The organism is Serratia sp. Je.1.23.a (genome assembly GCF_051129805.1).
GTDB classification, from domain to species: Bacteria; Pseudomonadota; Gammaproteobacteria; order Enterobacterales; family Enterobacteriaceae; genus Serratia; species Serratia liquefaciens.
This window is the reverse complement of sequence record NZ_JBCPSR010000009.1, coordinates 148025-174298: the sequence shown is the minus strand read 5'-3', so window position 1 is coordinate 174298 and position 26274 is coordinate 148025. Positions and strand designations below refer to the sequence as shown.

The window sequence follows — 26274 nt, the reverse complement described above, 5'->3', positions numbered from 1 at the left end:
TTTATTGCACTACTTTCTGCAAATGCGCGTTGAACGTTGGAGCATCCATAAATCCAGTCACCCGCTGGGCCGTCAACTCTTGTCCTGTGCCGTTAAAAAATAGAATTGTCGGCAAACCCAGGACTTTCAAGTGCTTGAGCAGCGCTGCCTGTTCGGCATTGTTGGCGGTCACATCCGCCTGCAGCAGCACGGCATTGGTCAGCTTAGCCTGAACGGCCGCATCACTAAAGGTATACTTTTCGAACTCTTTGCAGGCGACGCACCAATCGGCATACAGATCCAGCATCACCGGTTTACCCTGTGCTTGCTGCAGCGCCAGGTTGAGCTGCTCCACATTACTGATCTGCGTAAAGTTCAGATGTGGTGCTGCCTGCTGAGTGCTGTTAACGCCAAAAGCCCAGTCTTGCAACGGCCGTGCGGCAATCACCGCCGCTGCCAGTAATAGCATTTGTAAAACACGGGCCCAGCCGCGGGAGGTTTTCAGGCTAAGGGCAAATGCCCAGCCGAAGAACGCCAGGCCCAGCAGGCTCCACAGCCGCAGCCCCCACAGATCGCCGATCACACGCTCCAGCAGAAATACCGGCAGGGCGAGGATCACAAAGCCGAAAGCCTCTTTGACATACTGCATCCATGGGCCGCTACGCGGCAGCAGGCGGTTGCCGAACAGGGTGACGAGCACCAGCGGGATCCCCATGCCTAATGCGTAAAGGTACAAGGTACCGCCGCCGGCCCACATATTACCGCTCTGGGCAATGTAGAGCAGGATCGCGCTGAGTGGTGCGGTGGTACAAGGGGAACAGATCAATCCAGCCAGAGCCCCCATCAGGAACACGCCGGGTAACGAACCGCCCTTTTGGGTATTGCTCCAGCCCGCTAAACGCGTTTGCAGCGAGGCCGGTAATTGCAATGAATAGAGGCCAAACATCGACAATGCCAAGGCGATAAACAGCACTGAGAGGCCGATCAACACGTACGGATGTTGCAGTGCCGCTTGAAACTGCAGCCCGGCGGCAGCGACCACCAAACCCAGCAAGGTATAGGTCAGCGCCATACCCTGCACGTAAACCACGGCCAACGCCAAAATTCGACCGCTGCTATGCGGTTTTTCACGGCCCAGAATGATGCCGGAAATCAGAGGATACATCGGCAAAACGCAGGGGGTGAAAGCGATACCGATACCGATCAGCAATGCCCACAGCGGTGAAAACGGCAGATCATTGGGAGCCGGTACCGGCTCTGCCGCAGTAGGGAGTATCGGAGCGGCGGAGGCGCTCACGGCATTCAACGGGATCACGCGCGTTTCCGGCGGGTAGCAGAAACCGGCTTCCGCGCAGCCCTGGTAGGTCACGCTCAGGCTGGCATCTGCCGTTGCTTGTTGCAGCGGAATCTTCAGATTCAGCTGTTGCTTGAAAATGGCGACCTCGCCAAAAAATTCGTCTTTGTGGCTCAGCCCGGCGGGCAGTTCAAAGGCGCCCAGCGTGGCCTGCTTTGGCACCAGTTTGATCTGCTGGCGATAGAGGTAATAACCGGGACGAATTTGCCAGTCCAGCGACAGCTGATTGCCTTGCTGTTTGAAATCAAAGGCGAAGGCCTGATCGACAGGCACGAACTGGCTACCGCCGTTTTGGCCGAACAGCGAAGCCTGGGCCGCCTGCGGCAGAAAGAACAGGCTGCAAAGCAGAAAAATCAGTTTAATGAGGCGTTGATCCATAACAGGTAGTCTTTATCTCCGGCCATCACCGGCAACACCAACAGTTCTGGCGTCTGGTAGGGGTGATGTTGTTTCAGGTAGCTGAGCAGGGCATCTTGATGGTGGCAATCGCTTTTGAACAGCATCTGCACTTCATATTCCTGTTCCAGTTTCCCTTCCCAGTAATATAACGACGTTGCGCCGGGTAACAGCGTGGCGCAGGCCGCCAGCTTTTCCCCCAGAACCCGGGCCGCCAGGTCTTGTGCCGTGGCCTCATCGGGTGCGGTGCAGAGTATGACGACAGCTTCGCAATCAGACATCTTCAGCCCTCTCATCCAGATTATCAGTGGGCACTATACCTTGAAGGGCGGTCAGCTAGAAGGCGAGTTTATCGCCAGTGGGGCAGGAGAGGGGAAACCGGGGCCGCAGCCCCGGGGTGAAGCATTACAGCATCACGCTGCCCAGCAGGAAGCCAAACAGCACCGCCAATATCACGCCGATGGTGCCGGGGATAAAGAACGGGTGGTTAAACACAAAACGCCCGATGCGGGTGGTGCCGGTATCATCCATTTGTACCGCGGCGACCAGCGTTGGGTAGGTTGGCAGGATAAACAGGCCGGAAACGGCGGCGAAGGAAGCCACTGCGGTCAATGGCGATACGTTCAACGCCAGCGCCATCGGCATCAGCGCCTTGGCGGTGGCGGCCTGAGAATACAGCAGCGCCGAGCAGAAGAAGAAAATCACGGCCAACAGCCACGGATGCGATTGAATCACCGTGCCAGCAGTCTCTTTGATCCAGTCAATGTTGGCTTGAACAAAGGTATCACCCAACCAGGCTACACCCAGAATACAGATACAGGCGCTCATGCCGGCCTTAAAGGTGCTGGAATTAAGCACCATATCGGTATCGACGCGGCACAGCAGGGTGGTCAGGGTAGCGACGCTAAGCATGATGATCAGAATGGCGTTGGTGGTGTTCATCAGCGGTTTTGCCACCAGGCCCAGGCCCGGGCTGTTGATGATGGCGTAAGCCACTACGCACAGCACACCTAGCAGGAACAGCAGCACCGACACTTTGGCGCGGGGTTTGATTTCCATGATCTTGTTGCCGCGCAGGGTCACCAAACCTTCTTCCAGGCGCTTCAGGTAAACCGGATCGTCCGACAATTTGGAGTCGAACAGCCAGCTTACCAGCAGCGACATCACCAGTACGGCGCAGAAGGTAGACGGCATCACGACCATCAGCAGGTGCAGATAGCTGACGCCGTGCCCTTCCATCACTGAAGACATGTACACCACCGCGGCAGAAATTGGCGAGGCGGTGATGGCAATCTGGGCGGATACCACAGCGGTAGACAGCGGACGGCAAGGCTTGATGCCCTGTTCTTTCGCGACTTCAGCGATCACCGGCAGCGCGGAAAGCGAAATGTTGCCGGTACCGGCGAAGATAGTCAGAAAATAGGTGACGATCGGTGCCAGAATGGTGATGTGCTTGGGGTTCTTACGCAGCAGTTTTTCCGTTTGCTGCACCAGATAGTCCATACCGCCGGCGACCTGCATCGCCGAGATCGCGGCAATCACCGCCATGATGATGGAAATGACGTCGAACGGAATACTGCCCGGTTTCACGCCAATCAACGCCAGGACCAAAACCCCCAGCCCGCCTGCAAATCCAATCCCGATACCGCCCAGCCTGGCCCCTAAAAAAATGGCCAGCAGAACGATAACCAATTCTACGGCTAACATAGTGTCTACTCCTTAAAATAAGTTTTTTTGAAAACGAAAAGTTAAAATTTTGTGGGCGATGGAAAGTAAAAAGGCACGCTATCCAGGGGGATTTAGCGTGCCTTTTTGGGCTACCGGGTGTGTCTATTATTGTTCATTTTCATCCGTATAGCGTTTGGCTTTATAGGCCGGGTGCATCAGGTTCTCCACGGAGAAGATGTCATCCAGCTCGGCTTCGGTCAGCAGACCGCGTTCCAGCACGACTTCACGTACGCTCTTGCCGGTTTCGGCGCAGATCTTCCCGACGATGTCACCGTTGTGGTGGCCAATGAACGGGTTCAGATAGGTGACGATACCGATAGAATTGAAGACGTAGTGCTCGCACACTTCTTTATTCGCGGTGATGCCGTTAATGCATTTTTCCAGCAGGTTATAGCAGGCGTTGGTCAGGATGTGAATGGACTCGAACATCGCCTGGCCAATCACCGGTTCCATGACGTTCAACTGCAGTTGGCCCGCTTCGGCCGCCATGGTAACGCAAGTGTCGTTGCCAATCACCTTGAAACATACCTGATTGACCACTTCCGGTACGACCGGGTTGACCTTGGCCGGCATGATGGATGAGCCCGCTTGCAGTTCCGGCAGGTTAATTTCGTTCAGACCGGCGCGTGGGCCTGAAGACAGCAGGCGCAGGTCGTTGCAAATTTTAGACAGTTTAACTGCGAGGCGTTTCAGCGCGCTGTGCACCATTACGTAGGCGCCGCAGTCGGAGGTGGCTTCGATCAAGTCTTCGGCCGGCACGACAGGCAGGTTGCTGACTTCTGCCAATTTTTGAACCGCCAGTTGCGGGTAGCCTTCCGGGGTGTTCAGCGCCGTCCCGATTGCTGTCGCACCCAGGTTCACTTCCAGCAGTAGCTCGGCGGTGCGATGCAGGTTGCGGGTTTCTTCTTTCAGCAACACGCTGAACGCATGGAATTCCTGGCCCAACGTCATTGGCACCGCATCCTGCAACTGGGTGCGCCCCATTTTCAGGATGGTTTCAAACTCTTTTGCCTTGCGGTCAAACCCTTCGCGCAGCTGGTTGATGGCGTCGATAAGCTTCTGATTGGAGGCGTAAACCGCAATGCGGAAACCGGTTGGGTAGGCGTCGTTGGTAGACTGGCACTTGTTGAGATGATCGTTAGGGTTCAGGTATTGGTATTCGCCTTTCTGGTGGCCCATCAGCTCCAGACCAATATTCGCCAGCACTTCGTTGGTGTTCATGTTCAATGAAGTGCCCGCGCCGCCCTGGAACACATCCACCGGGAACTGGTCCATGCATTTGCCTTTATCCAGCACTTCGTCACAGGCCTGGATGATGACATCAGCGATTTTACGTGGAATGGTTTTGAGTTCTTTGTTCGCCATCGCTGCGGCTTTTTTTACCATTACCATGCCGCGAACAAACTCGGGCACATCGCTGATTTTGCTGTTGCTGATATAAAAGTTTTCAATCGCACGCAGAGTGTGAACACCGTAATAGGCTTCTGCGGGGACCTCACGTGTTCCTAACAGGTCTTCTTCGATACGAATGTTATTTGACATGTGAACCTTCTTTGTATTGCTGCCGAATTAATTAATTGTCAGGGAACCAAATTATGTTGCCGAAGGCTTCAGGCATGAAACGATTAACCACTGTGCCCGTTGCTGCCCAGATCATATGCTGGTTAGTAATAAATGACTGAATCCAGATCACCTTCTGAGCCTTCTTAAATTGCCTGTTTCTGGTTCTGTGATCCCTTTCACGTTTATTAACTTTAGCAATAAAAAAGGGCCTTTGGTTGAAATGCACGCCGGCAGACCCCATTGTATTTAGGTCGGCCGTTAACCGGCCCCCTTTTAGCGCCGTCGCCAACGTGCGGTTGCGCAGATCTACCAGAGGAGAACCAGGTGCGCTGGTTACCGTTACTGCTGATATTTCTGTTGGCTTACATAGAGATATCCCTATTTATTAAAGTCGCCGCCGTATTGGGCGTGGCGATTACCCTGTTGCTGGTGGTGTTCACCTCCTGCGTCGGCATTTCGCTGGTGCGCAACCAGGGCATGAAGACCTTCATGCAGATGCAACAAAAGCTGGCAGCAGGTGAAAGCCCTGCGTCGGAAATGGTGAAAAGTGTTTCACTGGTATTAGCGGGCTTCTTGTTGCTGGTACCGGGATTCTTTACCGATTTCCTCGGCCTGTTGTTGTTACTGCCCCCGGTGCAAAAATCGCTGACGTTGAAGTTGATGCCGCATCTTTCCGTTTACCGCCCCGGCGGTTGGAGCCAGGGCGGTAATGCTGCCAACGGCAACACCTTCGACGGCGAGTTCCAGCGTAAAAACGACGATCGCTATACGCTGGATCATCAGCCCGACGATCATGACAAACGCAACGATCGTTGAAAAAACGCGGCCCAGGCCGCGTTTTTCGCATCAGTAGCTCAGTATTGCCATCAAAAGCGAAAATTTTTTTGGCCGCCCCCTTGAAGGGGGATGGAATGCCCCCATTTCAAATCCCACAAGCCGGTATTCACAATCCGGTGACAACCCTAAATCTGATAGAGACCTTCTTACAGGAGAGCGTTCAATGAGTATTCGTCCATTGCATGACCGCGTTATCGTCAAGCGCAAAGAAGTTGAATCAAAATCTGCTGGCGGCATCGTCCTGACTGGCTCTGCAGCGGGTAAATCTACTCGTGGCGAAGTTGTCGCGGTGGGTAAAGGGCGTGTTCTGGAAAGCGGCAACATCCAGCCGCTGGATGTGAAAGTTGGCGATATCGTGATTTTCAACGACGGTTACGGCGTGAAAGCAGAGAAGATCGACAATGAAGAAGTGTTGATCATGTCCGAAAGCGACATTCTGGCAATTGTTGAAGCGTAAGTGCGCTTTATCTTCTGAACTGAACGAGTTGAAGGGAAATACCAATGGCAGCTAAAGACGTAAAATTCGGCAATGACGCTCGCGTGAAAATGCTCCGCGGCGTGAATGTTCTCGCTGATGCAGTAAAAGTGACCCTGGGCCCGAAAGGCCGTAACGTAGTGCTGGATAAGTCCTTCGGCGCTCCTACCATCACTAAAGATGGCGTATCTGTTGCTCGTGAAATCGAACTGGAAGACAAGTTTGAAAACATGGGCGCACAAATGGTGAAAGAAGTTGCCTCTAAAGCGAACGACGCTGCGGGCGACGGTACCACCACTGCAACCGTACTGGCTCAATCCATCATCACCGAAGGCCTGAAAGCTGTGGCTGCCGGCATGAACCCAATGGATCTGAAGCGCGGTATCGACAAAGCGGTTATCGCCGCTGTTGAAGAACTGAAAAAACTGTCCGTACCTTGCTCTGACTCCAAAGCTATCGCTCAGGTAGGCACCATCTCTGCAAACTCCGACGAAACCGTGGGTAAACTGATTGCAGAAGCGATGGAGAAAGTGGGCAAAGAAGGCGTTATCACCGTTGAAGAAGGCACTGGCCTGCAAGACGAGCTGGACGTTGTTGAAGGTATGCAGTTCGACCGCGGTTACCTGTCTCCATACTTCATCAACAAGCCAGAAACCGGTTCTATCGAACTGGAAAGCCCGTTCATCCTGCTGGCTGACAAGAAAATCTCCAACATCCGTGAAATGCTGCCAGTACTGGAAGCCGTAGCGAAAGCCGGCAAACCACTGCTGATCATTGCTGAAGATGTTGAAGGCGAAGCGCTGGCTACTCTGGTGGTTAACACCATGCGCGGCATCGTGAAAGTGGCTGCGGTTAAAGCACCTGGTTTCGGCGACCGTCGTAAAGCCATGCTGCAGGATATCGCTACCCTGACTGCCGGTACCGTTATCTCTGAAGAGATTGGTCTGGAGCTGGAAAAAGCGACCCTGGAAGACCTGGGCCAGGCTAAGCGCGTTGTGATCAACAAAGACACCACCATCATCATCGATGGCGTGGGCGACGAAGCGACTATCCAAGGCCGCGTTACCCAGATCCGTCAGCAGATCGAAGAAGCGACCTCTGACTACGATCGTGAAAAACTGCAGGAGCGTGTCGCTAAACTGGCTGGCGGCGTTGCCGTTATCAAAGTGGGCGCAGCAACTGAAGTTGAAATGAAAGAGAAGAAAGCCCGCGTTGAAGATGCCCTGCACGCGACCCGTGCTGCGGTTGAAGAAGGCGTGGTTGCCGGCGGTGGTGTTGCACTGATCCGCGTAGCAAGCAAAATCGCTAACCTGAAAGGCGACAACGAAGACCAGAACGTCGGTATCAAGGTTGCACTGCGCGCGATGGAATCTCCACTGCGTCAGATCGTAATCAACGCCGGTGAAGAAGCTTCCGTGATTGCCAACAACGTGAAAGCAGGCGAAGGCAGCTACGGCTACAACGCTTACACCGAAGAATACGGCGACATGATCGCGATGGGTATCCTGGATCCAACCAAAGTAACCCGTTCTGCTCTGCAGTACGCGGCTTCTGTGGCTGGCCTGATGATCACCACCGAGTGCATGGTGACCGACCTGCCAAAAAGCGACGCACCTGATTTAGGTGGCGCTGGCGGTATGGGTGGCATGGGCGGCATGGGCGGCATGATGTAATCATCCCCCACGTTCGCGTGTGCAAAAGCCCCGGCCAATTGGTCGGGGCTTTTTTTTGCGTGCTTTGTCTCACTGCTTTTGATGATATTTATGCAGACCGGGCTGATTTAGCTGGTAAACTGATCTTTCATCAGCTGTCGCTCAAGACGTTGGCCAGCACCAGTGGCAACGGATGCTTAAGAGATAGCAACGCTTTCTGATAAGCTTTTGCGAAACTCTCAATATAGATGGGGAACAAGATGCGGATTAAAGCCTTACTGGGTCTTTCGGCAGCCTTGCTGCTGGCAGGTTGCAGCAGCACCAATGAACTTTCCGCCGCAGGTCAGCAGGTTAAATTTACCGATACCAAACCGGCGGCAGAATGCCAGCTGGTGGGCGAAGTGACTGGCACCCAGAGCAACTGGTTGTCCGGTAACGGTGGTGAAGGCAGCTCCATGCGCGGCGCGGCAAACGATCTGCGCAACAAGGCAGCGGCAATGGGCGGCAACGTGATTTATGGCGCGACCAGCCCAAGCCAGAACCTGCTTTCAAGCTTTGCCCCACTGGACAGTAAAATGGCCGGCCAGGTTTATAAGTGCCCGTAACGCAAGATTAATGCGTACGTCATAGCATAAAAAAGAGGCATGCCCAGGCATGCCTCTTTTGTTTTTGTCATTCCGTCGGTCAGTCAATCTTGCATCAGGCGCAGGTCGAGCGGCGTTTTGCTTGGCTTGCCGCCGACTTCACGGGTCAGACGCGGCACCATATATCCGGAAACCTTGCTCAGCAGCGCCTGCATAATGGCGCGCGCTTCGTCGTCACTGACCATAAAGTGCGCCGCGCCTTCTACCTTATCCAGCACGTGGATGTAATAGGGCAGGATACCGGCGTCAAACAGCGCATTGCTCAGCGCCGCCAACGTGTCGGCGTTGTCGTTGATGCCGCGCAGCAACACACTTTGGTTCAGCAAGGTGACGCCGGCCAGACGCAGTTGCGCCATGGCTCCCTGCAGTTCACGGTCAATCTCATTGGCATGATTGATGTGCGTGACCATCAGCACCTGCAGGCGTGAGGCCGACAGCCTGCGGCACAGTTCTGGCGTGATACGTGCCGGGATCACCACTGGCAAACGGGTGTGGATGCGCAGGCGTTTTACGTGCTCAATGGCTTCCAGTTCCCCGATCAGCCAGTCCAGCTCGTGATCTTTGGCCATCAGCGGATCGCCACCGGAGAAAATAATCTCATCCAGTTCCGGGTGTTGGCGGATATAATCCAACGCCTGACGCCAGTTGGCTTTATTGCCTTGGTTGTCCTGATACGGAAAATGGCGACGGAAGCAGTAGCGGCAGTTAACCGCACAGCCGCCTTTAACCAACAGCAAAGCACGATTACGGTATTTGTGCAGCAGGCCTGGCACCACGCTACGCTGTTCGTCCAGCGGATCGGTCGTGAAGCCGGGTGCATTGATGAATTCTTCGCTGGCGGTCAGAACCTGACGCAATAGCGGGTCATTGGCGTCGCCGGGACGCATGCGTGCGGCGAAGGCGCGGGGTACGCGCAATGCAAACAGCCGACGGGCTTCACGGCCCTGCGGCAGGTCCGGATGCGTATTCAGTGACAAAAGCTGCAGTAATTCATCGGGATCGGTAATAACATCGGCGAGTTGATGCAACCAATCTTCTCTATATGCCGTACTTTGGGTTATAATGTGTGCCATTTTTTTGGCTAAGCTACCAGTTTAAATATTCAGAGGGCCATCATGGCGACTTATTCTAGCAACGATTTCCGTCCGGGTCTTAAAATCATGTTCGAGGGCGAACCTTACGCTATCGAATCCAGTGAGTTCGTTAAACCGGGTAAAGGCCAGGCATTTGCGCGCGTTAAAATGCGTCGTCTGCTGACCGGTACTCGCGTTGAGAAAACCTTCAAATCTACCGACTCTTGCGAAGGCGCGGACGTGGTAGATACCAACATGAACTACCTGTACAACGACGGTGAGTTCTACCACTTCATGCACCCTGAGACTTTCGAGCAACACGGTGTTGAAGAAAAAACCGTTTCTGATGCGGCAAAATGGCTGCAAGACAACGCAGAATGTATCGTTACCCTGTGGGACGGTCGTCCAATCGCGGTTCAGCCACCGAACTTTATCGAAGCAGAAATCACTGACACCGATCCAGGTCTGAAAGGTGATACTGCCGGTACCGGCGGCAAGCCTGCCACCCTGAGCACTGGCGCCGTGGTTAAGGTTCCATTGTTCGTACAGATTGGTGAAGTTGTTCGCGTTGACACCCGCTCTGGCGAATACGTTTCACGCGTAAAATAAGTTTCAAAAGAAAGGAGCCCTGCGCGGCTCCTTTGTTTTACCTTCCGTATCTCGTTGGCAGAATCTACATAATGAAAAAAACTCTGTTAGCCGTTGTCTCCCTACTGTTACTGATGTCCCTTAGCGGCTGTAATACTTTCCGTGGTTTCGGTGAGGACGTTCAGCACCTCGGCGGCGCTATTTCGCGTACTGCCAGCTAATAACCATTAAAGCCTCTAATGTAATCGTGCGAAATAAAACCATTTTAAACAGCAACTCTCGCTAATATTTACTACGCTTAGAAAGCCGTACTTTTTCATCACTGACAAATAAGGACTTTCCTATGCTGAAGAAAAGTATTATCGCGATTTTCTCTTTGATGATCTTGACCTCATTGACCGCATGCAACACCACTCAGGGCGTGGGCGAGGACATCCAGGCTGGCGGCAAGGCTATCCAGCGTAGCGCGGAATAACTCCCTTTACTGACTTGCGGTATTCCGCGAAAAGCTGCCCAAAGGCATCGTTGTGGGATACCGCTTCCCCTGTTGACCTATCTCCTGCCGAAAGCTTTGTACTGTTATCCTCCCCGGCAGTGGGTATAATCCCCTGGCATATCACAACGCTAAATGGGACGACCCGTTTACGCATCTGCATTCGGGGACGACCCCACCGTTATGGAGCCTGTTTCATGGCTTGGATTATTCTGCTTATTGCCGGTTTGTTGGAAGTCGTATGGGCTGTTGGTCTGAAATACACCCATGGTTTTACTCGTTTGACCCCCAGCATTATTACTGTTGCCGCCATGGTGGTCAGCATGCTGCTGTTGGCACATGCGATGAAAACGCTGCCCGCCGGCACGGCTTATGCCGTTTGGACAGGCATTGGTGCGGTAGGCGCGGCAATTATGGGGATGGTGTTACTTGGTGAATCAACCAATATCGCACGCATCCTCAGCCTGTGCCTGATTGTTGTCGGCATACTTGGGTTGAAGTTCAGCAGTCACTGATGCTGCGTTTGTTTCACCCAGATTAGCTTATCCGTATCAAAGCCGTTGTGTTTCGCGGTTTGCACTAATCTGTCGCGCGTGGCGGCGTCCAGCGTCGGCGTGCGCGACAGTATCCACAAATACCCTCGGTTTGGGCCGCAAACCAGCGCGTAGCGATAATCTGCATCCAACTCAATCACGTTATACCCGCCGTAGAAAGGCCCAAAAAAGGACACCTTGAGTGCGGCAACCTGCGGTGAGCCGATAAAATAGGCCTTGCCTGTGCTTTCCTGCCATTGTTGTTTTTGCGTATTAAAACCCCGGTTCACCACTTTGAGGCCGCCGTCTTCGCGTGGGCTGTAGTTGGCGGTGACCTGTTCGAGGCCGCGTTCAAAACGGTGATCAAAACGCGCGATTTCATACCAGGTGCCGAGATAGCGCTGGCTGTCGAAATCATTCACTACTTTGATGTTCTTCGGCGGGGAAACGCTGCAAGCGGCGGAAAGGAAGGCGGGAATGATCGCGCATAGCTTTGACCGAAAACGCATTGGTTACTCCTGTTTACCGGGTTGGAATAAACAGTGTAGCCGAAAGGCAAAGCAGACGGCCAACGGGAGTTGGCCGCCAGAAGTGTTTTACAGCGTCACCACGCCGATAACGGTGACGACGCTGAGGATGGCCGCCAGGCCATAGAAGACCCATTTACCGGCCGGCACGTGGATTTTCAAATCGTGCATCGCATGGTGTATGCGGTGCAGACCGCACCACAGCGGCAGGATAATCATCAGCAGCAGGAACAGCCGGCCAATCAGGCTCTGGCAGAAAGCCAACACGCGATCATAGCCCAGCGCATCGCCTGGGAACCAACCCAGCGGCAGCAGAATGCCGACCAGCAGCACGATAGCGGGCGCGATGAGCGCGCCCCACATGCCGCCGGCGCCGAATAATCCCCAGAAAACCGGTTCGTCTGAGCGTTTAGGTGCTTGATTTATCATGTTTCCTCCGGATTACAGCAGGGCCACGGCCAGGATGACCACGCTGGCGACCAGCGTTACCGCCCACAGCGCTTTGACGATAGGCCCTGGCCCCATTTTTTCGCTGTTGACCACGATATTGGCGGCTTTCGGTGCCAAATCGAACCAGGTTTTGGTGTGCAGCAGCGCCGCCAGCAGGGCGACTACGTTAATCAGCAGCACCAGCGGGTTTTGCAGAAAACCGACGAACCCTGCCCAGCTCTCCGCACCGCCTTTCAGCGCAAAAACGCCGTAGATCAGCACGATGCTGAACCATACGGCCGGCACCGAGGTCCCTTCACGCAGCATATAGAAACGATAGAAGCCGAGCTTTTGCCACCAGGTTGGCGTCATGGTGCGCACATAGGGCTTACGTTGTGTTGTCATTGCGGTTTCTCTCCCTTATTGCGGCTTCAGCATGGCGATCATGAAGTCTTTGGCACTTTCCACCTTGCCCTGCTGGATAGCAGCGGCCGGGTCGACGTGCTTCGGACACACTTCAGAGCAGTAGCCGACAAAGGTACAGCTCCACACGCCGTTTTGGCCGTTGAGTTGCGCCATGCGCTGTTTCTGGCCGTGGTCGCGATTATCCAGGTTGTAGCGGTGCGCCAGGGTGATTGCCGCCGGGCCGATGAACTCTGGGTTCAAACCGAACTGCGGGCAAGCGGCGTAACACAGCCCGCAGTTGATACAGCCGGAGAACTGGTGGTACTTGGCCATCTGCGCCGGTGTTTGCACGTTAGGGCCGTCTTCCGGTTTGCGGTTATTGCCGATGATGTAAGGCTTAATCGCCTCCAGGCTTTCGATAAAGTGGGTCATATCGACTACCAGATCGCGTTCAATCGGGAAGTTACCCAGTGCCTCTACCTTCATGCCGTCGGTGTATTCGCGCAGGAAGGTCTTGCAGGCCAGTTTCGGTACCCGGTTGACCATCATGCCGCACGAGCCGCAGATGGCCATGCGGCATGACCAGCGGTAGGAAAGGTCGGGTGCCAGGTTATCCTTGATGTAACCCAGCGCGTCGAGCAGCGAGGTTTGTTCATCGTAAGGCACCGCGAAGGTCTCGAAATGTGGCTCTGCGTCGCATTCCGGGTTATAGCGCATGACCTCGATTTTCAGGGTGTTCATCTCAGCCATTTGCCTGCTCCTTATCCTTTTTATCCTGCGCTTCGGCTTCAGCGCCGTACACACGTTTGGCCGGTGGCAGTTTGGTGATCTTCACGTCGCTGTATTCCAGGCGCGGTGCGCCGTTCGGGTTATGGAACGCCAGCGTATGCTTCAGGAAATTCACGTCGTCACGTTCGGTGCAGCCTTCATCCAGACGCTGGTGGGCGCCTCGGGATTCTTTGCGGTTGAAGGCGGAGTGCGCCATGCACTCGGCGACGTCCAGGCCGTAGCCCAGCTCGATGGTGTACAGCAGATCGGTATTGAACACGCTGGAGTTATCGGTGATTTTGACGCGCTTGAAGCGTTCTTTCAGCTCAGCCAGTTTATCGATGGTTTTTTGCATCAGTTCTGGCGTACGGTAGATACCGCAGCCTTCTTCCATCGACAGTCCCATTTCATCGCGGATCTTCGACCAGTTTTCGCTGCCTTCCTGCTTCATCAAATTGCTGAGTCGGGTTTCGACGTCGCGCCCTTGCGCATCAAGGGCACTGCCATTGGCCGGGCCAGATTCCAGCGAGCGACGAGCTGCATGCTCACCGGCCACCCGGCCGAACACCACCAGTTCCGCCAGCGAGTTGGAGCCCAGGCGGTTGGCACCGTGCAGACCGACTGAAGAGCATTCGCCGACGGCGAACAGCCCCTTGATGCGGGTTTCACAGTTTTGATCGGTTTCAATGCCGCCCATGGTGTAATGCGCCGTTGGGCGTACCGGGATGGGGTCTTTTACCGGATCGACGCCGACGTAGGCCTTGGCCAGTTCACAGATGAACGGCAGGCGTTCGAGCAGCTTCTTTTCCCCCAGATGGCGCAGGTCGAGATAGACCACGTCGCCGCGCGGGGTGGCGATGGTGCGACCGGCACGCCATTCGTGCCAGAAGGCCTGCGAAACTTTGTCGCGCGGGCCCAGCTCCATGTATTTGTTCTTCGGCTCGCCCAGTGGGGTTTCCGGGCCCATGCCGTAGTCCTGCAAATAACGGTAGCCGTCCTTGTTCACCAGAATACCGCCTTCGCCGCGGCAGCCTTCGGTCATCAGGATGCCGGAACCCGGCAGGCCGGTAGGGTGATATTGGACGAACTCCATATCGCGCAGTGGGATGCCGTGATGGAACGCCATGCCCATGCCATCACCGGTGACGATGCCGCCATTGGTGTTGTAGCGGTACACGCGTCCGGCACCGCCGGTGGCCATGATCACCGCATTGGCGCGGATCTGCACGCGGGTGCCTTCCATCATGTTCATTGCGACCAAACCGCGGACCTGACCGTCATCCACCAGAATATCCAGCACAAAGTGCTCGTCGAAACGTTGGATTTGCGGGTATTTGAGCGAGGTCTGGAACAGGGTATGCAGCATGTGGAAGCCGGTCTTGTCGGCGGCGAACCAGGTTCGTTCAATCTTCATGCCGCCGAAGCGACGCACGTTGACCGAACCGTCCGGTTTACGGCTCCACGGGCAGCCCCACTGTTCCAACTGGGTCATTTCCCGCGGGCAGTTGTGGACGAAATGGTCGACCACGTCTTGCTCACACAACCAGTCGCCACCGGCAACGGTGTCATTGAAGTGGTAGTCAAAAGAGTCGTGATCCTGAGTGACGGCGGCGGATCCCCCTTCGGCGGCTACCGTATGGCTGCGCATCGGGTAGACTTTTGAGATGAGCGCGATTTTCAGTTTGGGGTTGGCTTCCGCTGCGGCTATTGCTGCACGTAAACCAGCACCCCCGGCCCCAATAATGGCAAGATCGGCGTTAAAGGTTTGCACTGCATTCCTCCAATATTCTTGTTAAGAACGGCAAATTAAATATCTATGCTTAATATTTATAAATATTCTTCGGGTGCTAACTAACTGAGTTCATTGTCGTTGCATAAAGCTTAAGGATAGATATCTCCCACCAATAATGTGGAATTAACTATACCTAAAGTTAAGTAGAAGAAATTTGATGTGATCGATTGTTTTGCCTTTTAACCGGCGGGCGGAAGGATAATTGCCTGTGGGTTAGATTTAACGTTTATTCAACTTTTATTAACCTTTTTGCCAACTATTTATCAGGTAATGTCGAGGTTAAAGCGGCCGAGCTGTTAAGAATTTGTTTGCATGCCAGGATACGAGTAGACTGCATCCCCTGTTTGATTTCGGAGTAATTACCATGAGCGAAACGGCAAGCTGGCAGCCAAGTGCACCCATCGCCAATTTGTTGAAACGCGCAGCGATCCTGACTGAGATCCGGCGTTTCTTCGCCGATCGTGGCGTGCTGGAAGTTGAGACGCCAACCATGAGCCAGGCGACGGTCACCGATATTCACCTGTTCCCGTTCCAGACGCGTTTTGTCGGGCCCGGTGCGGCGGATGGCATGACGCTGTACATGATGACCAGCCCGGAATACCACATGAAACGTCTGCTGGCGGCGGGTAGCGGGCCGATCTATCAGATGGGGCGCAGTTTCCGCAATGAAGAGGCCGGTCGTCATCACAACCCTGAATTCACCATGCTGGAGTGGTACCGTCCGCACTACGACATGTACCGGCTGATGAACGAGGTGGATGATCTGCTGCAGCAGGTTCTGGACTGCGAGAGTGCGGAGACCCTGTCTTATCAGCAGGCTTTCCTGCGCCATCTGGATATCGATCCGCTGTCAGCGGAGAAGGTACAACTGCGTGAAGCGGCGGCCAAACTCGATCTGAGCAACATTGCCGATACCGAAGAGGATCGCGATACGCTGCTGCAATTGTTGTTTACCGTTGGCGTGGAGCCGTACATCGGCCGTGATAAACCGGCGTTCGTTTATCACTTCCCGGCCAGCCAGGCGTCGCTGGCGGAGATCAGCACTGAAGATCACCGCGTGGCGGAGCGTTTCGAAGTCTATTTCAAAGGTATTGAACTGGCGAATGGCTTCCGTGAACTGACCGACAGCCGCGAGCAGCGTCAGCGTTTTGATCAGGACAACCGCAAGCGAGCGGAACGCGGTTTGCCGCAGCACCCGATTGATAACAACCTGCTGGATGCGCTGCAGCACGGTATGCCGGAGTGTTCCGGTGTGGCGCTAGGCGTTGATCGGCTGGTGATGCTGGCGTTGGGCGCTGAAAGCCTGAGTGAAGTGTTGGCCTTCCCGGTCGGGCGCGCATAACCGCTAATTCAGTGCCATTGCGATAAAAAAAGGGTTCGGCCATGGCCGAACCCTTTTTGCATACGGCGGTTACAAACTGCCCGATTCGCGTTTGGTGTTGGGCGCCGGTGTGGAGGCCGGCGTGCGACCGTTGCTGGTCAGGCGGGACAGCGTCTCGCTGCGTACCTGGAATGGTGGGTACGGCAGCGTAATGCCGTGCTCGCGATATCCGGACAAGATCAACTGATGGATCTCGTGGCGCAACGGCATGCGGTGGCCCATCTCGGCGGCGTAAATACGCAGTTCAAAGATCTGAATACCCTGCTGCAGATCGACCAGATAAACCTCCGGTGCCGGATTATCCAGCACCAGCGAACAGCGTTCGGCGGCATTGGTCAGGATCTTGGTCACTTCTTCGCTGTTGGCTTCTGCCGGTGCCGGTACGGTCAGTACCACACGAGTCAGGTTGTCCGACAGCGACCAGTTAATGAACTGCTCGGTGATAAACGCCTTGTTCGGCACGATGATCTCTTTGCGATCCCAGTCTGAAATGGTGGTGGCGCGGGTGTTGATCTTGGTGACGGTACCGGTCAGGTTGCGGATCGTCACGGTATCACCAATGCGGATCGGTTTTTCAAACAGGATGATCAGGCCGGAGATAAAGTTGGAGAAGATCTCCTGCATACCAAAGCCCAACCCCACGCTGAGCGCGGTCACTACCCACTGCAATTTCGACCATTCGATACCGATCCAGGAAAAGCTGAGGATGGCGCCGAACAACAGCAACAGATACTTGGTAATAGTGGTGATGGCGTAGCCGGTGCCCGGCGACAGATCCAGGTGCTGCAGTACCGCCAGCTCCAGCAGGGCCGGCAGGTTACGCACCAACTGCATGGTAACGATCAGCACCAGGATGGCGATCAATACCGCACCCAAGGTGATTGGATGCGCGGTTTCCACGCCGTTGACCGTCGACGTCACGTCCCACAGGGAGATGTTTTCCAGGAAGGCGAAGGCCGAGTGAATTTCTGACCACAGCACGATCACCGACACCAGCGCGATCATCGTCAGGATCGAACGAACCAACCGGAGCGACTGGGCGCTGATGGTATCCAGATCGATCTCTGAATCATCCATGTCCATCGATCCTTCGGTGCTATTGGGCGTATGCGGCGTTTCTTCTTCACCGCGTGCGCGCTGAGCCAGAATATCGGCCCGGCGTTGCTTGGCGCGGTCAAAGGCGATACGTCGCCGTTGGATCAGCATCCAGCGGCGAATAATGTGGTAAATCACCAGCAGGAAGAACCAGATGGCCACCGACGTTTCCAACCGAGCCAACAGTGCCTGAGAGGTAGTCAGATAGCCGACGGCGGAGGCCAGCGCCGCCAGCAGCGGCGCGGACAGCAATAGCCCCCACAGCGCGGTGTTGACCATGTTCTCGCCGGAGCCTTTTTTATCCAGATACAGCGGAATGCCGGCGCGTTTCAGGCTATTGGTGACGATGGCCAAAGCCAGACACAGCAGGATAAAGCACAGCCGCCCCAGGGTATTGGCAAACTCGCGTTCTTTCAGGCTGTCGAAGGTGATCAACGCCATGATCAGCGGCACTATCAGCCAGATCGACATTTTGTAATAGCGCATGGCGCGTGAAACCTGCTTCACCGGCCAGCGGAAATGCACGATAAACAACCCCTGCGGGTGGGCGAAGGCGGCGCAAATCATACATACCCACAGGATCGGCAGCGTGGCGGTGACACCCTTGCCGATCGCTTCGGCTACCGGGTAGTTCCAGGCGCTTTGCAGGCCAAAGCCGAGCGCTGCCCAGAGCACCGGCAGCGGCAATGCCACCAAAATCGACCAGAATACGGTGCGCAGGGTCAGGAAGAATTCGTCCTGGGTCACTTTGCCAACCCGGCTGCTGGCGCGTGTCAGGAAGGCGTGATAGTGCTTGCGAGAGCTGATGCTGAAAATAACCAGCAGCAGGGCGCCGAAGATGGGGATCAGCGTTTCGCGGCTGGTCACCATCATCATAAAGGCCCCACCGAGCTGTGACAGCGTATCCAGCGACAGCAGACGCGTCAGGTCGTGCGCGACGTTAATCGGATAGGACAGGGTGATAGGATTGACGTCAGGCACCCAGAACAGATAGCGGTGGGTGGCGTCCTTGATTTCGTTTAACGCCTCGATCAACTGGGTGTTGGCCACTTTCAGCTTGGTCAGCTCGAGGATCTGAGTATCGCACCCGGACAGCAGTGAATTCAGCAGTTCCCTCTGAGTGCGCAACTGGGCGTCGACAATGCGTCTTTCCGCGCTGGTCAGTTCACTGCCGTCGTCACGTTTGAATTCGCGCTGAGACAGTTTTTCCAGTTGGCTTTCAAACTGCAGGCGCTGTACGCGCAGTTGGGCCATATCGCCATCGAGCTGCTGCGGCTTGGGCATTTCCGGCAGCGTGGCGACCTGAGCACGCAGGGTTTCTCCCAGCGCCGATGAGGAGCCGAGCCACTGGGCCTGTTCGATAATGGTGCTTAATGCCTGGCGCACCTGCAGCGTTTGCGCGGCGGCCTGACGTTGTTGGGATGAAATCAGATCCATGCGCTGTGCCTGATTGTTCAGCGCCGCAGACAGTTCACGGTTGATTTGCAACTGCTGACTGATACTTTTCGGCAGATCGCCATTTTGCTCGGCCAACTGCTCGGTTTTTTCCAGTGCCAGTTCGGCTTCGCGCTGTCGCTGGGCATTGAGGTTATTGCGCAGCGCCTGCAGTTGAACGTCAATCTTCTCGTGGCGCTTTTTGTAGACTTCGGCGCGCATCCGCGCCAGTTCCTGGCGGTTGTTGGCCGACAGCTGTGCCAGTTCGAGCTCATCGACTTTGGCTTTGCGTGCAGCGGCTTCCGCCTGCAATAACGCCAGCGCAGCCTGGGCATGCGGAGTGGTCGGGTTGGCGGGTTGGGCCTGCAGGCGACGTTGAACCTCGGTCAATGCACGGCGAGCGTCGGTCTGTTGCTGTGGCAATTGGCCGAGGGAATCGCTGATTTCCCGCGTGCGCTCCTGCTCTTGCTGCAGCAAACGCGCCTGTTCCAGCAGCAGGCTGCTGGTTTGCAGGATTTGCTGTTCCAAATCGCTGGCCGGCAGGTTATCGCCGTTCGGCAGGATTTTGCTGTCTTCCAGCGCTAACTGACGACGCAGTTCCTGCGTCATCTTCGGGAAATCGTCGATCACGCGCTGATACTGCTCAACGCGCGTTAGCGACTCTTTACGCTCCGACAGCCAGTTGAGGGCGCTTTGCAACGCCTCAGTGGTTTCCGCCTGATTAGGCGCGCTCTTGTTGCTCTCGGCCTGCTTCAGCTCCTGTTTGAGCTGTGTTTCGGTGGGCACCGTGGCGGCCAGCACCGGTTGAGCCAGTAAGCAACCGAGCAATAACGTGATAATCAGGCGCACAGCGTCAATTCCTTCAGATCTGCGGTGTTTCAACGGCAGCAGACGCGGCCGGGATTTCTGCGAAGGCTTCGCCCATGCGGGTCACGGTGCCGTTGTTCAGCTGCGGCGCGAACTGTACGCTGCCTGGGGTAAACAGGTTAATGACCGTCGAACCCAGCTTGAAGCGGCCCATTTCTTCGCCTTTCTCCAGCACGATAGCGCCTTCCGCACCTTCTTCAGGATAGGTCCAGCGTTTGATAATGCCTTCGCGTGGCGGGGTTACCGTGCCGGCCCAGACGGTTTCGATGCTGCCGACGATGGTGGCGCCCACCAGGATCTGCACCATTGGCCCGACAGGGGTATCAAACACGCAGATCACACGCTCATTGCGCGCGAACAGGTTTGGCACGTTGGCGGCGGTCAATGGGTTAACGGAGAACAGGTCACCCGGCACATAAATCATTTCGCGCAGCACGCCGTTGCACGGCATATGTACGCGGTGATAATCCCGCGGAGCCAGGTAGGTGGTGGCGAACAGACCGTTACGGAACGGCTCTGCCAGCACATAGTTGCCGGCCAACAGCGCTTCCAGGCTGTAGTTGTGGCCTTTGGCCTGGAAAATTTGGTCGTCGTGGATCTGGCCGAGCTGGCTGATGGCACCGTCTGCGGGCAGGGCCAGCCAGTTGGCGTCGCTGATGATCGGGCGCGCGCCGTCACGCAGCGGGCGTACAAAGAATTCGTTGAAGCTGGCGTAGGCGCTCAGCTCTGGATGTTGCGACTCTTGCATGTTTACGCGGTAATAACGGGCAAAGCCCTTCAGAACCAATTGGGTCAACCAACCGGCCTGCTTGTCCGCACCCCAGCCCGCCAGGCGGGTCAGAGCCAGCTTCGGTAACCAGTACTGCAATTTAATTTTGATGCTATCCAGCACGTTTAACCTCTTAAATCAGGATAAAGGGCGCGCATTGTAACGCTGGCTCTGCCACCGTCAACGCCGCCCGGCATTATCAGTCTGCGGCATCGGTGAAGTTCTTGCGAACCTTCACTTGCGCCATGCTTTCCAGAATACGGTGATAGTTGTCGAAACGTTCTTTGGCGATATCGCCTTTTTCCATTGCGGCACGGATAGCACAGCCTGGATCGGTATCGTGGCGGCAATCACGGAACTTGCAACCGCCTAAATAGTTACGGAATTCGACAAAACCTTGGGTGATTTGTTCCGGTTCCAGGTGCCATAGGCCAAACTCACGTACGCCTGGGGAGTCGATCACGTCGCCGCCGTGCTGGAAATGATACAGCCGTGCAGCGGTGGTGGTATGTTGCCCGAGCCCAGAGACATCGGAAACCTGATTTACCAGAATTTGCTCTTTGGAGGCTGGCAGCAGAGCGTTAAGCAGGCTGGACTTGCCGACCCCCGACTGCCCGGCGAAAATACTGATGCGCCCGACCAGCGCCTGTTCGAACGCTTCCATGCCTTCGCGCGTCTGGCTGGAGACTTCCAGCACCCGATAACCAATCTTGCGATAGGTATCCATCATGCCGTCGACCCGTTTGCGCGCTTCGGCATCCAACAGATCGATCTTGTTCAGTACGATCAGCGGCTCAACTTCCAGCGTTTCACAGGCCACAAGGTAGCGGTCGATGATGTTCAGCGAAAGCTCGGGTAATATCGCCGAAACGATAACGATTTGGTTGATATTGGCGGCGATAGGCTTCACGCCGTCATAGAAATCTGGGCGTGTCAGCACCGAGGTGCGTTCATGCACGGCCTCGACAATACCTTTGACCCCCTCATGGGTACCGACGCCAGGGCGCCACACCACGCGATCGCCGGTGACCAGCGAACGCAGCGTACGGCGAATATTGCAGCGGTGTTGGGTGCCGTCCGCTGCCTCAACGTCGGCATGCATCCCGAAACGACTGATGACGATGCCGTCCTGCGGCTCGCCCAGTTGGGAATCATCCAGTTCCGGTTTTTTATCGGTGCGTTTCAGGCGACGTTGATGGTTCGCCTGTACACGGCGTTCTTGACCTTTGGACAGTTTGTTCTTGCTCACTGCGCCTCACTTGAATCCGCTTTATCGCTCATGGCGACCAAAAGGACTATGATACACGCTATTTTATATTAAATAACCGTTGTTAGCCGCCACGCGCAGCGCACCTTGGCCGCTGAACGGCCAGCGCAGGTCGCCGCCTTGCCTACAGTTTGTTTATCTTTTGGCTTTTACGCAGGAAATATCATGACAGGAAACGAAAATAACCTGATTTGGATCGATCTGGAGATGACCGGCTTGGATCCTGAACGCGATCGCATTATCGAGATCGCTACGCTGGTCACCGATGCCAATCTGAACATTCTCGCGGAAGGGCCGGTGATCGCCGTACACCAATCCGATGAACAGCTTGCCCTGATGGATGACTGGAACGTGCGCACCCATACCGGCAGCGGCCTGGTGGAGCGGGTGAAAGCCAGCCAGTTCGACGACCATGCCGCTGAGCTGGCCACCATCGCCTTCCTGCAGCAGTGGGTGCCGGCGGGCAAATCGCCGATCTGCGGCAACAGCGTGGGTCAGGACCGCCGTTTCCTGTTCCGCTATATGCCCGAACTGGAAGCCTACTTCCATTACCGTTATCTGGACGTCAGTACGCTGAAAGAACTGGCGCGCCGTTGGAAGCCGGAAATCCTCAGTGGCTTCAAGAAACAGGGCACCCACCAGGCAATGGACGACATTCGCGAGTCGGTAGGTGAACTGGCCTATTACCGCGAGCATTTCATCCAGTTATAACGAATGCAGGGCCTCTTGATCGGGGCCCTACTGCCGAAAGCAGCCGATTCCGCCGCTTAATTAATCAGTTTGGCGCTTTAATCGGCAATCAAACAAAAATCGCGTTTTTTTGCTTTCAGGGGCTTGCGGCAAAAAGGATTTCTCGTATAATGCGCACCCCGTACCGATGAAGAATTTCGTTTAGTTCCGACATCGATACGCCGGGCGGGAATAGCTCAGTTGGTAGAGCACGACCTTGCCAAGGTCGGGGTCGCGAGTTCGAGTCTCGTTTCCCGCTCCAAATTCAACAATGCTGCTGATGTGGCGTGATGAATAAAAAAAGTATCAGGTAGTACCCATGCGACGCGGGAATAGCTCAGTTGGTAGAGCACGACCTTGCCAAGGTCGGGGTCGCGAGTTCGAGTCTCGTTTCCCGCTCCAAAAAATTCAAAGGCCATGTTGTTGTTTGATGGCCGGATGCCCAAAGCATCTCAATGCGGGAATAGCTCAGTTGGTAGAGCACGACCTTGCCAAGGTCGGGGTCGCGAGTTCGAGTCTCGTTTCCCGCTCCAATTTTCTCTTCGTTTTAAACTCAGTCCAACGCCTTTACCGGCGCGGTTCTTTGCCCCGTTATACATACCTTGTCGAAATGTTGTGAACAGACTTATCCACAGGTAGCGCTCATAATACCCGCAGCTCAAAAAATCAACGCCACACAAATGAAATATTTATTGCATTGATTTATATGCATATTTATTTATCCGAAAACGTTATACCGATCACTTGCTCTTTTTGTTGCAGTTGAAAGACAAAGCATTTTTATTTTTATGCACAAATCCACAGAGTGACTATCGGGTCTGAATGAAAGATTTCAGGCATCCCTCGGCAATCCTTTTTCCACAGCCCGTATCAATCGTTTTTTCTGCGTTGTCTGCACTTCTATGCCTTGCGCCTCACGTCGCGACAACTGTTGCTCCAATGCCCAGTGGATATGTTCGTCCAGCATTGCGTCCTGTGCCAGCCGGGAGCGCAACGCCACCACTGCCGCATCCTGGTAAGGGGCGTTGCCCAGCGCCACGGCGATATTGCGCAGCCAGCGTAAATGGCCGATACGCCGGATGGCGGAGCCTTCGGTGATGCGCAGGAATTTCTCTTCCGTCCAACCAAAGAGTTCGATCAGTTGCGGTGCATGCAGTGCGGCGCGTGGGCTGAAATCGTCTTCGTCGGTAAGTTGCGAGAAGCGGTTCCACGGGCAGATAAGCTGGCAATCATCACAGCCGTAAATACGATTGCCCAATAACGGCCGGAATTCTTCAGGAATGGCGCCTTCCAACTCAATCGTCAGATAGGAAATGCAGCGGCGCGCATCTACGGTGTAGGGGGCGACGATGGCGCCGGTTGGGCAAGTAGTGATACAGGCGACGCAGCGGCCGCACTGTTCCTCCTGGGGATTATCCACCGGCAGCGGCAGGTCGAGCAGCAGTTCGCCAAGAAAGAACCAGGAGCCAGCTTCGCGGTTTAAAATAAGTGAGTGTTTACCAACCCAGCCAATCCCGGCCTTGGAGGCCAGTGCGCGTTCCATCACCGGCGCGGAGTCGACAAAGGGGCGGAAATTAAGTTCGCCGCAGTAGGCCTGGATCTGATCGCCGAGTTTTTTCAGCCGTTGGCGCAGCAGTTTGTGGTAGTCCCGCCCGAGCGCATAGCGGCTGACATAGCCTAATTCTGGGTTGTTGAGGGTGCTGGCGAAGGCCGCTTTGGCCGGCAGGTAGTTCATGCGCACGCTGATCACGCGCAGCGTGCCGGGCAACAGCTCATGTGGCCGGGCGCGCAGCATGCCATGGCGTGCCATCCACTCCATTTCACCGTGGTATTGTTTGTCCAACCACGCCTGCAGCTTGGGCTCTTCCACGCTCAGATCGGTGTCGCAGATGCCTACCTGCTGGAATCCTAGCGATTGCCCCCATTGCTTGATATGTTGGGCGAGTTGATTGAGATCGAGGGGGTGAGTCATGACGGGCCACAGTGAAAAACGATACTCTGACAGTTTACCACACTCTGTCTGGTCTGCGGACTGGATCCGGCGAGCAGAAGCAAGCGCCGCCGCCTCGCAGGGCATTTCTCTCTATCAACTGATGCAACGTGCCGGTGAGGCGGCTTACACGCTGGCGTGCGACCAATATCCTGCCGCCCACCACTGGCTGGTGCTGTGCGGTCATGGCAACAATGGCGGTGACGGCTACGTTGTCGCCCGTTTGGCTGCGGTGGCCGGCGTCAAAGTCAGCCTGATTGCCTGCGAAGGCACACGCCCACTGCCCCCAGAAGCGGCTGCTGCCAGACAGGCATGGTTGGCTAGCGGCGGCGAGATCCATCCGGTCGACAGCCGCTGGCCGGAAGACGTGGATCTGATCATCGACGGCCTGCTCGGTACTGGGTTAAGCAGTGCGCCGCGGGCGCCGTACGATGCCCTGATTGAAGCGGTTAACCGCAGCCGCGCGCCGGTTATTGCACTCGATATTCCCTCGGGCCTGCTGGCTGAAAGCGGCGCCGCGCCTGGAGCTGTCATCCGCGCAACGCATACCATGACTTTCATCGCGCTTAAACCTGGCCTGCTGACCGGCCAGGCTCGCGATTGGGTCGGGCAACTTCACCAGAGTACGCTAGGATTATCGGGGTGGCTGGCAAAGCAACCGACGCAGATTCAGCGGCTTACTGCCGAATCGCTGTCCCAGTGGCTGAGACCGCGTCGTCCCTGCTCACATAAAGGTGAACAGGGGCGTTTGTTAGTGGTGGGGGGCGATCACGGCTTTGGCGGCGCGATACGCATGGCGGCAGAAGCGGCGTTGCGCAGCGGCGCAGGATTGGTGCGAGTACTCACTCACATTGAGCATGTCGGGCCCTTGCTGACCGCCAGACCGGAACTGATGGTGCAACCGCTGAGCGACGAGGGGTTGCAGCAGGCGCTCGACTGGGCGGATGTGCTGGTGATTGGCCCGGGGCTGGGTCAGGGCGAATGGGGTAGGAATGCGGTGAAAATATTGCAAGCCAGTGATAAACCGGCGTTATGGGACGCCGATGCGCTGAACTTACTGGCATTAAATCCCGAGAAGCGTCAGAATCGTGTGATTACCCCGCATCCTGGGGAGGCGGCACGCCTGCTGGGGTGCCGTACCGCCGAGATTGAGAGTGACCGCTTACTTGCAGTTCGTAATCTGGTCACGCATTACGGTGGCGTGGCCGTGCTGAAAGGTGCGGGTACGTTGATCGCCGATGATCAAGGCCAGATGGCGATTGCCGACGTCGGCAACGCCGGCATGGCCTCTGGTGGAATGGGCGATGTGCTGTCCGGTATCATCGGCGGTTTGCTGGGGCAAAAGCTCTCACTGTATGATGCAGCCTGCGCCGGTTGCGTGGCGCATGGCGCAGCTGCCGATCGCGTGGCGGCAAGACAAGGAATAAGGGGGCTGCTGGCGAGCGATTTATTGCCGGAAATCCCTTATTACGTTAATCCTGAGTTGGCATAAATAGAAACTATCGA

25 protein-coding genes and 3 tRNA genes are annotated in these 26274 nt (G+C 55.6%); 14 read left to right on the top strand and 14 right to left on the bottom strand.

Annotated features, from left to right (window positions below):
• Position 1: 1 nt before the first annotated feature.
• The 4 genes from AAZT04_RS24070 to aspA all read right to left on the bottom strand — a co-directional run bounded on the left by AAZT04_RS24070 (position 2) and on the right by aspA (position 4999).
• On the bottom strand, positions 2–1711 hold the full coding sequence (locus tag AAZT04_RS24070; RefSeq protein WP_116691418.1) for a protein-disulfide reductase DsbD: 1710 nt from the start codon (positions 1709–1711) through the stop codon (positions 2–4).
• Entirely contained in the window at positions 1687–2010 is a 324-nt protein-coding gene (cutA, locus tag AAZT04_RS24065; RefSeq protein ID WP_020824880.1) for a divalent cation tolerance protein CutA, read from the bottom strand. Before cutA ends, AAZT04_RS24070 begins: the two co-directional genes overlap by 25 nt.
• A gap of 124 nt (positions 2011–2134) precedes the next feature.
• Positions 2135–3436 (bottom strand): anaerobic C4-dicarboxylate transporter, encoded by a 1302-nt coding sequence (locus AAZT04_RS24060; protein WP_044553921.1) that lies wholly within the window; start codon positions 3434–3436, stop codon positions 2135–2137.
• A gap of 126 nt (positions 3437–3562) precedes the next feature.
• On the bottom strand, positions 3563–4999 hold the full coding sequence (aspA, locus tag AAZT04_RS24055) for an aspartate ammonia-lyase (protein WP_020824881.1): 1437 nt from the start codon (positions 4997–4999) through the stop codon (positions 3563–3565).
• 345 nt (positions 5000–5344) lie between these two features.
• On the opposite strand from aspA, the gene AAZT04_RS24050 reads away from it, so the two are divergent.
• The 4 genes from AAZT04_RS24050 (at position 5345) to AAZT04_RS24035 (ending at position 8589) form a co-directional block, all read left to right on the top strand.
• Complete coding sequence (locus AAZT04_RS24050; protein WP_020824883.1) at positions 5345–5836, top strand: FxsA family protein; 492 nt, start codon at positions 5345–5347, stop codon at positions 5834–5836.
• Between the two features lie 184 nt (positions 5837–6020).
• The gene (locus AAZT04_RS24045; RefSeq protein WP_004952634.1) at positions 6021–6314 is read left to right on the top strand and encodes a co-chaperone GroES; all 294 of its coding nucleotides are present in this window, start codon (positions 6021–6023) and stop codon (positions 6312–6314) included.
• Positions 6315–6358: 44 nt separating this feature from the next.
• The gene (gene groL, locus AAZT04_RS24040; protein ID WP_020824884.1) at positions 6359–8005 is read left to right on the top strand and encodes a chaperonin GroEL; all 1647 of its coding nucleotides are present in this window, start codon (positions 6359–6361) and stop codon (positions 8003–8005) included.
• Between the two features lie 239 nt (positions 8006–8244).
• On the top strand, positions 8245–8589 hold the full coding sequence (locus AAZT04_RS24035) for a DUF4156 domain-containing protein (RefSeq protein WP_020824885.1): 345 nt from the start codon (positions 8245–8247) through the stop codon (positions 8587–8589).
• Positions 8590–8672: 83 nt separating this feature from the next.
• Here AAZT04_RS24035 and epmB read toward each other — a convergent pair whose 3' ends face one another.
• Positions 8673–9701: an EF-P beta-lysylation protein EpmB gene (gene epmB / locus AAZT04_RS24030; protein ID WP_262033469.1), complete on the bottom strand. Its 1029-nt coding sequence runs from the start codon at positions 9699–9701 to the stop codon at positions 8673–8675.
• A 42-nt stretch (positions 9702–9743) separates the two neighbouring features.
• Here epmB and efp point away from each other — a divergent pair, with 42 nt between their 5' ends.
• The 4 genes from efp to sugE all read left to right on the top strand — a co-directional run bounded on the left by efp (position 9744) and on the right by sugE (position 11297).
• A complete protein-coding gene (efp, locus tag AAZT04_RS24025; protein WP_020824887.1) occupies positions 9744–10310 on the top strand; it encodes an elongation factor P in 567 nt (188 codons plus the stop codon).
• 71 nt (positions 10311–10381) lie between these two features.
• Entirely contained in the window at positions 10382–10510 is a 129-nt protein-coding gene (locus tag AAZT04_RS24020) for an entericidin A/B family lipoprotein (RefSeq protein ID WP_232103375.1), read from the top strand.
• Between the two features lie 122 nt (positions 10511–10632).
• Positions 10633–10764 carry an entericidin A/B family lipoprotein gene (locus tag AAZT04_RS24015; protein WP_020824888.1) on the top strand — a complete coding sequence of 44 codons (132 nt, stop codon included), beginning with the start codon at positions 10633–10635 and terminating at the stop codon, positions 10762–10764.
• A gap of 215 nt (positions 10765–10979) precedes the next feature.
• Positions 10980–11297 (top strand): quaternary ammonium compound efflux SMR transporter SugE, encoded by a 318-nt coding sequence (sugE, locus tag AAZT04_RS24010; protein WP_020824889.1) that lies wholly within the window; start codon positions 10980–10982, stop codon positions 11295–11297.
• Here the strand turns inward: sugE and blc are convergent.
• The 5 genes from blc to frdA form a co-directional block, all read right to left on the bottom strand.
• Positions 11291–11824 (bottom strand): outer membrane lipoprotein Blc, encoded by a 534-nt coding sequence (blc, locus tag AAZT04_RS24005; RefSeq protein WP_048762795.1) that lies wholly within the window; start codon positions 11822–11824, stop codon positions 11291–11293. The genes sugE and blc overlap by 7 nt on opposite strands.
• An 87-nt stretch (positions 11825–11911) precedes the next feature.
• Positions 11912–12271 carry a fumarate reductase subunit FrdD gene (gene frdD / locus AAZT04_RS24000; protein WP_129941270.1) on the bottom strand — a complete coding sequence of 120 codons (360 nt, stop codon included), beginning with the start codon at positions 12269–12271 and terminating at the stop codon, positions 11912–11914.
• A gap of 12 nt (positions 12272–12283) precedes the next feature.
• Positions 12284–12676: a fumarate reductase subunit FrdC gene (frdC, locus tag AAZT04_RS23995; RefSeq protein ID WP_020824892.1), complete on the bottom strand. Its 393-nt coding sequence runs from the start codon at positions 12674–12676 to the stop codon at positions 12284–12286.
• A gap of 15 nt (positions 12677–12691) precedes the next feature.
• The gene (locus tag AAZT04_RS23990) at positions 12692–13426 is read right to left on the bottom strand and encodes a succinate dehydrogenase/fumarate reductase iron-sulfur subunit (protein WP_020824893.1); all 735 of its coding nucleotides are present in this window, start codon (positions 13424–13426) and stop codon (positions 12692–12694) included.
• The gene (gene frdA / locus AAZT04_RS23985) at positions 13419–15215 is read right to left on the bottom strand and encodes a fumarate reductase (quinol) flavoprotein subunit (protein ID WP_434682073.1); all 1797 of its coding nucleotides are present in this window, start codon (positions 15213–15215) and stop codon (positions 13419–13421) included. Before frdA ends, AAZT04_RS23990 begins: the two co-directional genes overlap by 8 nt.
• Positions 15216–15600: 385 nt before the next feature.
• Here frdA and epmA point away from each other — a divergent pair, with 385 nt between their 5' ends.
• Positions 15601–16578 carry an elongation factor P--(R)-beta-lysine ligase gene (gene epmA, locus AAZT04_RS23980; RefSeq protein ID WP_020824895.1) on the top strand — a complete coding sequence of 326 codons (978 nt, stop codon included), beginning with the start codon at positions 15601–15603 and terminating at the stop codon, positions 16576–16578.
• Positions 16579–16647: 69 nt separating this feature from the next.
• On the opposite strand, the gene mscM is transcribed toward epmA, so the two are convergent.
• The 3 genes from mscM to rsgA form a co-directional block, all read right to left on the bottom strand.
• Positions 16648–19995: a miniconductance mechanosensitive channel MscM gene (mscM, locus tag AAZT04_RS23975; RefSeq protein ID WP_046374665.1), complete on the bottom strand. Its 3348-nt coding sequence runs from the start codon at positions 19993–19995 to the stop codon at positions 16648–16650.
• 13 nt (positions 19996–20008) lie between these two features.
• Positions 20009–20905: an archaetidylserine decarboxylase gene (gene asd, locus AAZT04_RS23970; protein ID WP_149574119.1), complete on the bottom strand. Its 897-nt coding sequence runs from the start codon at positions 20903–20905 to the stop codon at positions 20009–20011.
• Between the two features lie 76 nt (positions 20906–20981).
• Positions 20982–22031, bottom strand: coding sequence for a small ribosomal subunit biogenesis GTPase RsgA (rsgA, locus tag AAZT04_RS23965; RefSeq protein ID WP_020824898.1), 1050 nt, complete (start codon positions 22029–22031; stop codon positions 20982–20984).
• Positions 22032–22214: 183 nt separating this feature from the next.
• Between rsgA and orn the strand changes: the two genes are divergently transcribed.
• The 4 genes from orn to AAZT04_RS23945 all read left to right on the top strand — a co-directional run bounded on the left by orn (position 22215) and on the right by AAZT04_RS23945 (position 23311).
• Positions 22215–22760, top strand: a complete 546-nt coding sequence (gene orn / locus AAZT04_RS23960) for an oligoribonuclease (protein WP_020824899.1) — start codon at positions 22215–22217, stop codon at positions 22758–22760.
• Positions 22761–22964: 204 nt separating this feature from the next.
• A tRNA-Gly gene (locus AAZT04_RS23955) sits at positions 22965–23040 on the top strand.
• A 64-nt stretch (positions 23041–23104) separates the two neighbouring features.
• A tRNA-Gly gene (locus AAZT04_RS23950) sits at positions 23105–23180 on the top strand.
• Positions 23181–23235: 55 nt separating this feature from the next.
• Positions 23236–23311, top strand: a tRNA-Gly gene (locus AAZT04_RS23945).
• Positions 23312–23610: 299 nt separating this feature from the next.
• Here AAZT04_RS23945 and queG read toward each other — a convergent pair.
• Positions 23611–24750 (bottom strand): tRNA epoxyqueuosine(34) reductase QueG, encoded by a 1140-nt coding sequence (gene queG / locus AAZT04_RS23940; protein WP_434682070.1) that lies wholly within the window; start codon positions 24748–24750, stop codon positions 23611–23613.
• Here queG and nnr point away from each other — a divergent pair.
• Positions 24749–26260 (top strand): bifunctional ADP-dependent NAD(P)H-hydrate dehydratase/NAD(P)H-hydrate epimerase, encoded by a 1512-nt coding sequence (gene nnr / locus AAZT04_RS23935; RefSeq protein WP_434682068.1) that lies wholly within the window; start codon positions 24749–24751, stop codon positions 26258–26260. The two genes, queG and nnr, sit on opposite strands and share 2 nt — an antisense overlap.
• The last annotated feature ends 14 nt before the right edge of the window (positions 26261–26274 follow it).